This is a genomic window from Aquibaculum arenosum, from assembly GCF_029222965.1.
GTDB lineage: Bacteria > Pseudomonadota > Alphaproteobacteria > Kiloniellales > DSM-21159 > Aquibaculum > Aquibaculum arenosum.
Window position 1 is genome coordinate 1 of the sequence record NZ_JARHUD010000017.1, and the last position, 10,900, is coordinate 10,900.

Genomic DNA, 10,900 nt, shown 5'->3' on the forward strand with positions numbered 1-10,900 from the left:
GCCGACGCCGCCTGACGGCGGCGGGCGGGGCGGGCGCTTGCGCTCACTCGAAGGCGCCACGCCCGCCCCGCCAAACCAACAGCGGCCATGAACGCATTTTGCAGAAAATTCTGGACACTACTCTGGCGCACGACCGGGCGCCCTTTGAGACGCACCTGCTTCCCGAACTTGACCGTGCATGCGAGGAGGCAAACTGTCAGACCTTGCTGCTGTCCTACGAGGGCCTGCAGCGCCTGCGGCCCGAGCACCGTGCCGCGGCGCGTCTGGCTGAGGGCTTTGGCGCGCGCGGATTTCGCGTCACTTTCGTTGCCGTTGTTCGGCCTCAGGCCTCGTTTATGAACTCCTTTTACAGCCATGCCATGCTCTATTTCCGCACCGGCAAGCGCTTCCGTCCCTATGTCGAAGCGGCCCTGAGGGAGCAGCGTTACGACTATGGTCAGCGGCTGGCGCAGTGGATTGACTGCCCCGGTGCCGATTTCAGGGCACTGCCCCTTATTGCCGCCGGCGGCAATCTGGCGCAGCGCTTTCTTGCGGCCTGCGATCTGCCGCGGATCTCGGCAGCGCGCGAGGAACCGCCGGTCAAGAACGAACGGCCGGGTGTGATCACAATGGAACTGCTGCTACGCCTGCGTCGGCAGGGCGCCCACTACCGCTTCGGGGCGAGCGAGGACAAGGCGCGGCGCTGGCTGCGCCGGGAAGCCCAGTCCCGGGGCTGGGAGGAGCCGCGTTTCATGGGCCTCGACGATGATCTGGCCGCCCGGATTCACGCGCGCTACGCGAGCGTGAACCAGAACTTTGCCCGCCGCCACTTCGGGGAGGATTGGGACACTGTGTTTGCTACGGAGTACGGCCGTTCCTTCCGCCGCAACGAGTTCGATCCCGCCGCGGCAGACCCTCGCCTGGTCAGTGAGATCGAAGCGCTGGCGGCTGAAACGCTTTCCCGATACAGCGCGCCTTCAGGCGCCAACCTGCTGCCGGGACTCATTTCGCAGTGGCGGGCGTTGAGAGGGCGTATCCGCCGCAGAGACTGGACCCCGGACACTTTGGAATAGGGTGGCAGTTCATTTAGCGGAAGGCTATTCGGAGGGCTCGCCGGTGTAGACAGGAACGCCGCGTCCCGGCCTCGCTCCCTCGGCATAGGCCTCGATCTCGAAGAACATGTCCACATCCACCCCGTTCTGCGCCAGCGGAAGGATGCACCACTCGAAATTCACGTGCTCGCGATCCCGGTACTCGTAGGTATCGGCGCCGAAGACCGGACGACGCTCGCTGCAACCCAGCCAATAGGCTTCCCGCCAGTACTGTCGCCAGGCCGGCTGCTCGATGCCATAGTTGAGCGGCTTGCCAGTGAGATCCATCTTGTTCATGGCGACCACCTCGGTTCCGGCGAGCCGATAGACAATGTTGAAGGGATTTCGTTGCGCCTGGCTGATCAGGACATTGGGCAGCAACTCCGGAATCTCCACCGGATCGATATCCGCTCGGGCGGGGAGGTGGTCGTTGCGGTGCTTGCCTTTCCAGTAGTCGTAAGCGCGTAGCACAAGCGGCGAGCTGATCTCGTTCAGGTCAATCAAGGGCATGAGGGGCGTTTCATACAGTGGAGGGACCATAATGTCGGCTGGGGTACAGAAGGCGCCAGACTCGATGGGTCAAGCATTATCGCAGAGTGAACGGGAAAATGTCGAACGCTCGGCGCAACGATTCCCGTGTGGCGGACCGCGCAGCGCATGACGAATGCGACGCAACATCGGCTGGAGCCTCAGGACTGGATGGCGGCGCCGGCGACGCGGAAAGTGCTCGCTGCCCTCGAGGCGCAGGGTCAGAGGGTCCGCTTTGTGGGCGGCTGTGTGCGTGATGCCTTGTTGGGCCTGCCGGTGAACGATGTCGATATCGCCACCCCGGATCCGCCGGAACGGGTCATTGCCTTGCTGGAGGCGGCGCGGCTGAAGGTCGTCCCGACGGGGATAGCCCACGGCACTGTCACCGCCGTGGCTGGCGGGCAGCCTTTCGAGATCACCACGCTGCGCCTGGACGAGGAGACCTTCGGCCGGCACGCGCGGGTCGCCTTCACCGATGACTGGAAAGCCGATGCCGCACGGCGGGATTTCACCATGAATGCCCTGTCCTGCGATGCGGCGGGGCGCATCTGGGACTATTTCGGCGGTGTAGAGGACGCCCGGGTCGGGCGCGTGCGTTTCGTGGGCTCGGCGCGCCAAAGGATCGCCGAGGACTATCTGCGCCTGCTGCGTTTCTTTCGTTTCCTGGCGCGTTACGGCCGTGGGGAGCCTGACGGCGAGGCTTTGGCGGCCGCGGTTGAGGCGGCGCCGGAACTGGCACGGCTGTCCGGCGAAAGGGTGCGCGATGAACTGCTGAAGCTGCTGGCCGCGCCTGAGCCCGTGCCCACGCTCTCCTTGATGCATCGGCATCGCATTTTGGCCAGCGAGCTGCCCGAGGCCGGAGCGCCGGACCGCCTGTCTTGTCTGCTCGCGCTGGATCACGCCGCAGATCCCCTGCTGCGATTGGCGGCGCTGTTGAACTGCGATCAGCAGGGGGCCGCGAAGGTGGCCCAGCGCTTAAGGCTGTCCAACGTCCAGCGCGATCGGCTGATCCTCCTGCGGACGCGCCCCCGGCCGGTGCAGCCCGATATGGAGCCACGCGCGCTGCGCCAGACGCTCTACCGCTTTGGTGCAGGGAGGGTGCGCGATCTCCTGCTGTTGGCAGCGGCTGAGGAGGGCTGGAGTGCTGAGACGCTCAGTGCGGCCCTGAAGCAGGTGGATGCCTGGTTGCCCAGACCCTTCCCCTTAAAGGGGCGCGATCTGCTGGCGGTGGGGGCTGGTCGCGGTCCGGAACTGGGCCGGCTGCTGCACGATCTGGAGGCTTGGTGGATCGAGGGCGACTTCTCCGCCGATCACGCCGCTCTCCTCACCGAAGCCCGGCGCCGCCTGGGAAGAGGGGATTGAGCTGATCTCTCCCTCCCAGGGCTGTTCCATGGAAGCGCAGCTGTTCTCAGTCTCGCCGGACCAGCGTGCCGACGCCTTGATCGGTGAAGACCTCTAGCAGCACCGAGTGCGCCACCCGGCCGTCGAGAATCACGGCGGCATCCACGCCCTCTTCCACGGCGCCTATGCAGGTCTCCAACTTGGGGATCATGCCGCCCTGGATCGTCCCGTCAGCCATCAAGGTCCGGACTTCGGCCAGGGAAAGCGATTCAATCAGCTCCCCTTGCTTGTCCAGTACGCCGGCGACATCGGTGAGCAGCAGAAGGCGCACGGCCCCCACTGCTGCCGCAACGGCGCCGGCCACGGTGTCGGCATTGATGTTGTAGGTCTCGCCGTTGGCGCCGACGCCCAGCGGGGCGATCACCGGGATCATGCCCGCCTGCTCCAAGGCGGTGAGGATCTGCGGGTTGATGTGCCGCGGTTCGCCCACGAAACCGAGATCCAGCAGCTGCTCGATGTTCGATTCGGGATCGCGCTTGGCGCGGCGCAGTTTGCGGGCCTGGATCAGGTTGCCGTCCTTGCCACAGATGCCGATGGCGGTGCCGCCGGCCGCGTTGATCGCACCGACGATGGCTTTGTTGATGGAGCCCGCAAGCACCATCTCCACCACCTCCACGGTGCGCGCGTCGGTGACGCGCAGGCCGTCGATGAACTCGCTTTCCACCTGCAGGCGCTTGAGCATCTGGCCGATCTGCGGTCCGCCACCGTGCACGACGATTGGATTAATACCCACCTGCTTCATCAGAACGATGTCGCGCGCGAAGAGCTCTGCCAGCTTGCCGTCGCCCATGGCATGGCCGCCGTACTTCACCACCACGGTCCGACCGGCATAGCGGCGCATGAAGGGCAGTGCCTCGGTCAGGGTGCGCGCCGTGCGCAGCCAGTGCTTGGTTTCGCCGATGTCTTTCTTCGGTGCCATGCTCTACTCCTCCCGCGAGCCGCCTTCAGCCTAGAGCAGCCAGATCGGCCAAGGCCGCGCGCAACTCTTCGATGCCCTCGCTCTTTTCCGAGCTGGTGACGGCGATCTCCGGATGCGCAGCCACATGCTTGGCTAGTTCCGCCGCAGTTTCCTGCAGGCGCGCGTTCAAAGCACCCGCCTTCAGCTTGTCGCTCTTGGTCAAGACCAGTTGATAGGAAACGGCTGCTGCATCCAACTCTCGCATCACGGCGCGGTCCACGTCCTTGAGGCCATGGCGCGAATCGATCAGCAGCAGGATGCGCCGCAGTTGCGGCCGACCCTTAAGATAGTCGCGGGTGAGCCGGGTCCAGCGTTCTACATCACCCTTCGGGGCCTTGGCATAGCCATAGCCGGGCAGGTCGACCAGCATCAGCCGCCCGCCAAGGTCGAAAAAGATCAGCTGCTGCGTACGGCCGGGCGTGTTGGATGTACGCGCAAGCGTACGCCGGCCGGTCAAGGCGTTGACGAGGCTCGACTTGCCCACATTGGAGCGACCAGCAAAGGCAACTTCGGGCAGGTCACTGGCCGGCACTTGGTCCGCACCAACGGCGGCCAGCAGGAAGCGGGCTTCCTGTGCAAAGAGCAGGCGCCCCGCCTCGCGGCGCGCCTGCTCATTCTGCTCATCCGTCAGTGTTTCGGGTGCCTTGCTCGACACGGCCAGTCTCAGCGCTTGGACTTGGTTTTGCGCTTCCCGCCCGATGACGCGCTAGCCGGAGCTTTCTCCTTGCTCTCGCCGCTCCCGCTCCCGCTGGTGGAGGCGGTGGCAGTGGCAGTGGCGGCCTTGCGTCCGATGGGCACACCCGCCTGGCGCATGATCACATACTGCTGGATGACCGACAGGATGTTGTTCCAAGTCCAGTAGATCACCAGGCCGGCCGGGAAGCTGCCAAGCACGAAGGTAAAGACCACCGGCAGCGCAAGGAAGATGCGGGCCTGGATCGGGTCGGGCGGCTGCGGGTTGAGCAGCTGCTGGGCGTACATGGAGATGCCCATGAGAATAGGCCAGACACCGATGGAGAGGATGGCCAGCATACCGAGGTTGGGCACGTCATAGGGCAGCAGCCCAAAGAGATTGAAGATGGAGGTCGGGTCCGGAGCCGAGAGGTCCTGAATCCACCCGAAGAAGGGCGTATGGCGCATCTCGATGGTGACGAAGAGCACCTTGTAGAGTGCGAAGAACACGGGGATCTGGATGACGATCGGCAAGCAGCCGGCCACCGGATTGGCCCCCTCCTTGCGGTAGAGCGCCATCATCTCCTGGTTCATGCGCTGTCGGTCGTCGCCGAAACGCTCCTTGAGCTTCATCATCTCCGGCTGCAGCTTCCGCAGCTTGGCCATGGAGCGATAGGACTTATTGGCCAGCGGGAAGAACACGATCTTGATCATCACCGTCAGGATCAGGATCGCGACGCCGAAGTTGCCAATGATGCCGGCAAGCCAGTGCAGCACATAAAAGATCGGTTTGGTCAGGAAATAGAACCACCCGAAGTCGACTGCGAGATCGAAGTTCGTGATGCCCAGGTCATCCCGATAGTCGTCTAGAACCGTGACTTCCTTGGCACCGGCAAAGAGGTGCGTGGTCTGGGACAGGCTCTCACCGGGCGCGATGTCGCGCAGGCCATACACCAGATCCGTCTGGTACTTCGGCCCGCCGCTGTCGCTGTGCAGGAAGCGGGCAGTCACGTCTTCCGACTGGTCTGGGGCCAGTGCGGCCATCCAGTACTTGTCGGTGATGCCGAGCCAGCCGCCGGTCGTGGTCCAGCTTTCCACTCCATCGTCGCGGATCGAGGAGTAGCTGGTTTCCTGCAGACTGTCGTTGAAGACGCCGATCAGCCCCTCATGCAAGATGAAAAAGCCCAGGGTGTCCGGCGTGCCACTGCGCGAGATCAGGCCATAGGGGGCCATGCTCAGCAGGCTGTCGCTATCGTTTCGGACCTCCTGATTGACCGTAAACATATAGTCTTCGTCGATCTCGAAGGTGCGGCGGAAGGTGAGGCCTTCGCCGTTGTCCCATTCGATGACAACGGGGCTCTCCGGCGTCAGACGCTCGCCCTCGACAAGACGCCACTCGCTGTCTCCCTGCGGCAGAGAGACGCCCTCCTGGCGGGCGGTCCATCCAAAATCGGCGAAGTAGGGTCGGGCACTGGCGGCGGGGTGCAGCAACCGGATGCGCGGACTGTCGGGGTCGATGGTCTCGCGGTAGTCCTTCAGCACCAGATCGTCGACCCGACCACCGAGCAGGGAGAGCGAGCCGGTGAGCGTCGGCGTTTCGACGTCCACTCGCGGCGCCTGGCTCAGCGCTGCTTCGGTCTGCATGCCCGAGGGGCGGCTGTCCATCGTCTCCTGGAGCGCGGCATCGGTATCCGGCAGAGAGTCGCCTGGGCGCGCTGCGCCACCCGGAATTGGGGCATCGCTGGCGGTGGGCGCGGTCGAGAGTTCGGCAGCTTCCTGCTGACTCTGTTCTTCGGCCAGGCGTTCGCGCTGCGGCCCGCCCACGAAAAACTCGAAGCCGAGCAGAATCGCGAGCGAGAAGACAATCGCCAGGAGAAGGTTCTTTTGATCCATTGCGGAGAGCCGCTCCAGTGGTCCGTCAGGAAGGATGATGACGCGAGTGGAGGCCGCTGCCGGTTGGGTTCGGGCGGCCGAAAAGGCGCTGACGCGCCCGATTCCAAAGGCCCACCTCAGGTACGGGGTCGTAACCCCAGGCACCCCAGGGATGGCAGCGCAACAGGCGCCAGGTGGTCAGTCCGAAGCCGGTGACGGGACCGTGCTTGCGGATTGCCTCAATCGCGTAGGTCGAACAGGTCGGGAAGTGGCGACAACTCGGCGGCAGCAGCGGGGAAAAGCACAAGCGATAAACCTGCACGAAGCCGATCATTACCGCCCCAAGCCCTCGTCCCGTCAGCGACACCAGCCGGTGCAGCATGCTTCAACCCGCTTTCTGAACTTCACTGCGGTGGCCGCGGCCACTTTGTTTGCCCTTGCGCTTGCCCTGCGTAGCCTTGCCGCCGGACCGCTCCACCCGGCGCAGGGCCGAGCGCAGGTCTTCCAGCAAGGCCGGCCAAGGCCGGTCCAGTGTCCCCCGCCGCGCCACCACCACATAGTCGTGGCAAGGCTGAGCGGCCTGGGGAAAGATCTCGTCCACTGCGGCACGCAAGCGCCGGCGCGCACGGTTGCGCGCCACGGCGTTGCCGACTTTCCGGCTGGCTGTGAAGCCCACGCGGATCGACTGCTGTTGCGCCGCTGTGTCGTGCAGTCCACGCGCATCGGCCTCGGCCAAGTCGTCTCCGGCTGCACAGTGGCGGGGCAGAGCCTGCACCACCACGCCGGGCGTCGCGGCCTTGCGCCCTCTGGCGGCGACCCGCAGAAACTCGGGCCGCTTTTTCAACCGCCCGGGCCGCAACACCAGCTCAGGCCTCAGGCGCTCAGGCGCTTGCGACCCTTCGAACGCCGGCGGGCGATCACCTTGCGACCGTTCACGGTGGCCATGCGGCTGCGGAACCCGTGCCGACGCTTGCGCACAAGCGCGCTGGGTTGATAGGTGCGCTTCACGTCCGTTCTCCAAAAGTTTAAGGCCTGGCCCGATCATGGCTGTCCGCTATGATTTCCCGACCGGCCGTCAGTGTAACAGGTCAAAAGGTATCACGGCGGGCGCGGCTGCACCCGACCATGGCACCTCGTGTGGATTGCCGGGTGTATAGAAGCGGGTCACAAGACTGTCAACGATGCGCGCTTCGCAGCGATGCCGGAAATCCGCCGGGCGGGCGGGCGTAGAAGATGAGCGGCCATCCTGCGGGCGCGCCGTCGGATGACGACAATCATAACGAAGGTTGGTGATGGACCAGGAGCCGCCGAGAAACAACGGCGCACGGCGCGGTCGAAGGGTGGCGCGCTGGCTGCCCTTGCTTGGGCTGTTCGGCTTGGGCCTTGCTCTCTGGTGGGGTCTGGGGCTGGGCGATTTTGTCACGCCGCACGCACTTGAAGCCCGGCGCACACAGCTCCTGGACCTCGTCGAGGCCTATGGCCTGCTTGCTGGACTGCTCTTCGTGGCCGTCTATGCGCTGGCCACCGCGGTTTCGCTCCCGCTGGGCGCGCTTCTGACGCTGCTCGGCGGTTTTCTCTTCGGGCCGTGGGCGGGCACGGCCTACGCGGTAACCGGCGCTACGCTGGGCGCGATTGCGATCTTCCTGGCCGCGCGCACCGCGCTTGGCACTGCATGGCGGGCGCGTGTTGGTGGCACGTTGGAGCGAATGCGCGCCGGGTTTCGCCGCGATGCCTTTAGCTATCTCCTGGTACTGCGGCTGATACCGCTCTTTCCTTTCTGGCTGGTTAATCTGGTGCCGGCCTTCCTGGGCGTGCCGCTGCGCATCTATGTGGCGGCGACCGCGATCGGCATCATTCCGGGTACTTTTGTCTACGCTTCGGTCGGCAACGGTTTGGGAGCGGTTGTGGAGGCCGGTGAGGCGACCGAGCTGGGCTTGCTTTTGCGTCCGGCCGTCTTGCTGCCGCTGCTGGGCTTGGCACTGATCGCACTCCTGCCGGTTGCCTATCGGCTCTGGAAGAAGCGTCGTGTGGGAGACGAGACATGACCCGTGACCGCGTCGATCTCTGCGTTGTTGGTGCCGGTTCAGCCGGATTGACCGCCGCCGCTGCTGCGGCACGGCTGGGCGCGAGGGTTGTCTTGATTGAGCGTGGGCGCATGGGGGGCGACTGTCTGAACTACGGCTGCGTTCCCTCCAAGGCGCTGCTGGCCGCTGCGGCGCGGGCTGCGCACGGCGGCAATCGACTGGGCGTGGAGATCGCACAGCCTGCGGTCGACTTCTCCACCGTACACGCCCACGTACAGGCGGCGATCGCGGCCATTGCGCCGCATGACAGTCGCGAACGCTTCCAAGCCCTGGGCGTGGAAGTTCTTGAGGCGCAGGCCCGCTTCACGGCGCCGGATCGCCTAAAGGTCAGTCAAATCGCCGAGGGAACGTCACCGGTCCTTCGCGAAATCCGCGCCCGCCGCTTCCTGCTGGCCTGCGGCTCGCAGCCCCTGGTGCCGCCCATCCCGGGCTTGGCTGGCACGCCCTATCTAACGAACGAGACCATCTTCGATCTGGAGGAGCTGCCGGAACATCTGCTCATACTTGGCGGCGGTCCCGTGGGCTGCGAACTGGGCCAAGCTTTCCGGCGCCTGGGCGCGCGTGTCACGCTGCTCCAGGGGCGCCGTTTGCTGCCCGGCGAGGATGAGGATGCGGTCCTACCCTTGCGCCAAGCCCTCCAGGAGGAAGGCGTCATCGTGCATGAGCACAGCCGCGTGTCGCGGGTCGAGTGGAGCGGCGCTGGCATTCGCTTGACCAGCGAGGATGGAAAGGTCGTAGCCGGCAGTCATCTGCTCGTGGCGGCCGGGCGACAGCCCAGCGTGGCGGAGCTCGGTTTGGAGGCTGCAGGCATCGCCCACGACACGCGCGGCATTCGCGTCGACCGCCGCCTGCGGACCAGCAATCGCCGGGTCTTCGCAGCGGGTGACGTGGTTTCAGATGCAAGTCTCGGTGCGGGCCTGCGCTTCACACCGGTGGCCGGCCAGCAGGCGGCGCTGGCTTTTGCCAACGCGCTTCTGCGCTGGCCGGCCCGCTTCGATGTTCGGACCGTGCCAAGGGTCACCTACTGCGACCCGGAGATTGCTCGGGTCGGATTGAGTGAGGCGGAGGCGCGGAACAGCGGCCGTTCCTTTCGCGTTTTCACTTCACCCTTTGCGCAGAACGACCGGGCTGTCACCGAAGGCGATACCCGGGGCTTCGTGAAGGTCATTGCCGATCGGCGCGGGCGCATTCTCGGCTGTGTCATCGTCGGCAGGGGCGCCGGAGATCTGCTGCATCCCTGGTGCCTGGCGCTGGCGAAGGGCATGAATGCGGGTGAGATGGCCAGGCTCCTGCTGCCCTATCCCACCCGTGGTGAGGCTGGCAAGCGGGCCGCCGGGCAGTACTACGAGCGCCTCCTGACCGGCTGGCGCAAAGCGCTGCTGCGCCGGCTGGTTCGCCTAGGCTGATCGACCGGATGGCTGGCGAGCCGGTTTCGGCTGGAAAGGCTTGGACTTGGCGCCTGGCTGGTTAGAATGCGCGGCGGCATTGCTAGACGGACGAGGGGTGGCGAAGTGACACTGCAAGCGCGTTTCATCTATGGCGCAATCGCGGGCATCGTGGCGCTGGTTGGGCTGATGGTGGCTGCGGGCGCGAGCAGCGAGACCTATCACACCGGTGGTCTGATCCTGGCCGGCCTGGGGCTTCTCGTCTGCGGGCTGCTCATCAAGAGCCACTACGACAGCTATGAGCGCGACCCCAAGCGCCCGCGGCGTCCGCGGCCTTTGCCCGCAGCCGCGCCGGTATCCGCCCCGCCGCCGTCGTCGCCACAGCCGGTAGGGCAGGGCTTTGCCGCCGTGCAGCCGCAGCAAGCAAGCCGATTTGATCCGCAGACCATGGCTTGGTTGCGCGGCAGTGTGATCGGCGTCGTGGGACTCCTGGGCCTTGTCGTGGCGGCCGGAGGCAGCGGCTTCGCCTACTGGGGCGGACTGGTCGTATTCGCTCTGGCGGTGGCCAGCCTCTTCCGCATGATCGGCCGTGCCTTCGACGACGATAAGGGCCCGTCCGGGCGCCCGGCGCCTGAAGCCGGCGTCTTGCGCTGGATTGTCGGCAGCTTGAGCGGAGTCATCGCGCTGCTGGCGCTGTTTCTCGCGAGCGGGGGCGGCGAGGGCTACTACATCGGCGTCATGCTGTCATTCGCGGCGCTTGGCTACGTCTTCTATCTCATCAAGACAAGCTTCGACGAACGCGAAGGTCGCTAGAGTATCCGTGTTGATCAAGAAGGAAAGTTGACCCATGGACGCTGATCTCTGAGGAGGGCGTTTGCGAGGATCACGAGCTTGCGCATGATGGCTGTGAGGGCCACCTTTGGCGCCTTT

At 65.3% G+C, this 10,900-nt stretch carries 13 protein-coding genes and 1 pseudogene; 5 read left to right on the forward strand and 9 right to left on the reverse strand.

All coding sequences use genetic code 11. The features are described from left to right. Positions 1–356, reverse strand: a 356-nt coding sequence (locus tag P2G67_RS16020; protein ID WP_275824310.1) for a hypothetical protein, incomplete at its 3' end; no start/stop codon positions are given. Between P2G67_RS16020 and P2G67_RS16025 the strand changes: the two genes are divergently transcribed. Further along, complete coding sequence (locus tag P2G67_RS16025) at positions 336–1,052, forward strand: hypothetical protein (RefSeq protein WP_275824311.1); 717 nt, start codon at positions 336–338, stop codon at positions 1,050–1,052. The two genes, P2G67_RS16020 and P2G67_RS16025, sit on opposite strands and share 21 nt — an antisense overlap. A 24-nt stretch (positions 1,053–1,076) precedes the next feature. Here P2G67_RS16025 and P2G67_RS16030 read toward each other — a convergent pair whose 3' ends face one another. Further along, complete coding sequence (locus tag P2G67_RS16030) at positions 1,077–1,580, reverse strand: PAS domain-containing protein (RefSeq protein ID WP_275824312.1); 504 nt, start codon at positions 1,578–1,580, stop codon at positions 1,077–1,079. Between the two features lie 147 nt (positions 1,581–1,727). Here P2G67_RS16030 and P2G67_RS16035 point away from each other — a divergent pair, with 147 nt between their 5' ends. Continuing rightward, positions 1,728–2,960, forward strand: a complete 1,233-nt coding sequence (locus tag P2G67_RS16035; RefSeq protein WP_275824313.1) for a CCA tRNA nucleotidyltransferase — start codon at positions 1,728–1,730, stop codon at positions 2,958–2,960. Positions 2,961–3,006: 46 nt separating this feature from the next. Here P2G67_RS16035 and argB read toward each other — a convergent pair whose 3' ends face one another. From argB to rpmH, 6 genes are read right to left on the reverse strand one after another with little or no spacing between them, the layout of a single operon-like run. Next, positions 3,007–3,918 (reverse strand): acetylglutamate kinase, encoded by a 912-nt coding sequence (argB, locus tag P2G67_RS16040; RefSeq protein ID WP_275824314.1) that lies wholly within the window; start codon positions 3,916–3,918, stop codon positions 3,007–3,009. A 25-nt stretch (positions 3,919–3,943) separates the two neighbouring features. Continuing rightward, a complete protein-coding gene (gene yihA, locus P2G67_RS16045) occupies positions 3,944–4,612 on the reverse strand; it encodes a ribosome biogenesis GTP-binding protein YihA/YsxC (RefSeq protein ID WP_275824315.1) in 669 nt (222 codons plus the stop codon). 8 nt (positions 4,613–4,620) lie between these two features. After that, entirely contained in the window at positions 4,621–6,522 is a 1,902-nt protein-coding gene (yidC, locus tag P2G67_RS16050; RefSeq protein WP_275824316.1) for a membrane protein insertase YidC, read from the reverse strand. A gap of 25 nt (positions 6,523–6,547) precedes the next feature. After that, a complete protein-coding gene (gene yidD, locus P2G67_RS16055; RefSeq protein ID WP_275824317.1) occupies positions 6,548–6,883 on the reverse strand; it encodes a membrane protein insertion efficiency factor YidD in 336 nt (111 codons plus the stop codon). A 3-nt stretch (positions 6,884–6,886) separates the two neighbouring features. Continuing rightward, on the reverse strand, positions 6,887–7,345 hold the full coding sequence (gene rnpA / locus P2G67_RS16060; protein WP_275824318.1) for a ribonuclease P protein component: 459 nt from the start codon (positions 7,343–7,345) through the stop codon (positions 6,887–6,889). Positions 7,346–7,374: 29 nt separating this feature from the next. Next, the gene (gene rpmH / locus P2G67_RS16065; RefSeq protein ID WP_275824319.1) at positions 7,375–7,509 is read right to left on the reverse strand and encodes a 50S ribosomal protein L34; all 135 of its coding nucleotides are present in this window, start codon (positions 7,507–7,509) and stop codon (positions 7,375–7,377) included. 284 nt (positions 7,510–7,793) lie between these two features. Between rpmH and P2G67_RS16070 the strand changes: the two genes are divergently transcribed. The 3 genes from P2G67_RS16070 to P2G67_RS16080 all read left to right on the forward strand — a co-directional run bounded on the left by P2G67_RS16070 (position 7,794) and on the right by P2G67_RS16080 (position 10,783). After that, positions 7,794–8,546, forward strand: coding sequence for a TVP38/TMEM64 family protein (locus tag P2G67_RS16070; protein WP_275824320.1), 753 nt, complete (start codon positions 7,794–7,796; stop codon positions 8,544–8,546). After that, complete coding sequence (locus P2G67_RS16075; RefSeq protein WP_275824321.1) at positions 8,543–9,991, forward strand: dihydrolipoyl dehydrogenase family protein; 1,449 nt, start codon at positions 8,543–8,545, stop codon at positions 9,989–9,991. Before P2G67_RS16070 ends, P2G67_RS16075 begins: the two co-directional genes overlap by 4 nt. Before the next feature lie 105 nt (positions 9,992–10,096). Further along, positions 10,097–10,783, forward strand: coding sequence for a hypothetical protein (locus P2G67_RS16080; protein ID WP_275824322.1), 687 nt, complete (start codon positions 10,097–10,099; stop codon positions 10,781–10,783). Between the two features lie 14 nt (positions 10,784–10,797). Here P2G67_RS16080 and P2G67_RS16085 read toward each other — a convergent pair. Next, positions 10,798–10,900, reverse strand: a pseudogene (locus P2G67_RS16085) (IS110 family transposase); the annotation flags it as partial.

Bases quoted from the DNA above. Each gene is read 5' to 3' on its own strand.
- P2G67_RS16025 (WP_275824311.1), top strand. From the start codon at position 336: ATGAACTCCTTTTACAGCCATGCCATGCTCTATTTCCGCACCGGCAAG.
- P2G67_RS16030 (WP_275824312.1), bottom strand. From the start codon at position 1,580: ATGCCCTTGATTGACCTGAACGAGATCAGCTCGCCGCTTGTGCTACGC.
- P2G67_RS16035 (WP_275824313.1), top strand. From the start codon at position 1,728: ATGACGAATGCGACGCAACATCGGCTGGAGCCTCAGGACTGGATGGCG.
- argB (WP_275824314.1), bottom strand. From the start codon at position 3,918: ATGGCACCGAAGAAAGACATCGGCGAAACCAAGCACTGGCTGCGCACG.
- yidC (WP_275824316.1), bottom strand. From the start codon at position 6,522: ATGGATCAAAAGAACCTTCTCCTGGCGATTGTCTTCTCGCTCGCGATT.
- yidD (WP_275824317.1), bottom strand. From the start codon at position 6,883: ATGCTGCACCGGCTGGTGTCGCTGACGGGACGAGGGCTTGGGGCGGTA.
- P2G67_RS16070 (WP_275824320.1), top strand. From the start codon at position 7,794: ATGGACCAGGAGCCGCCGAGAAACAACGGCGCACGGCGCGGTCGAAGG.
- P2G67_RS16075 (WP_275824321.1), top strand. From the start codon at position 8,543: ATGACCCGTGACCGCGTCGATCTCTGCGTTGTTGGTGCCGGTTCAGCC.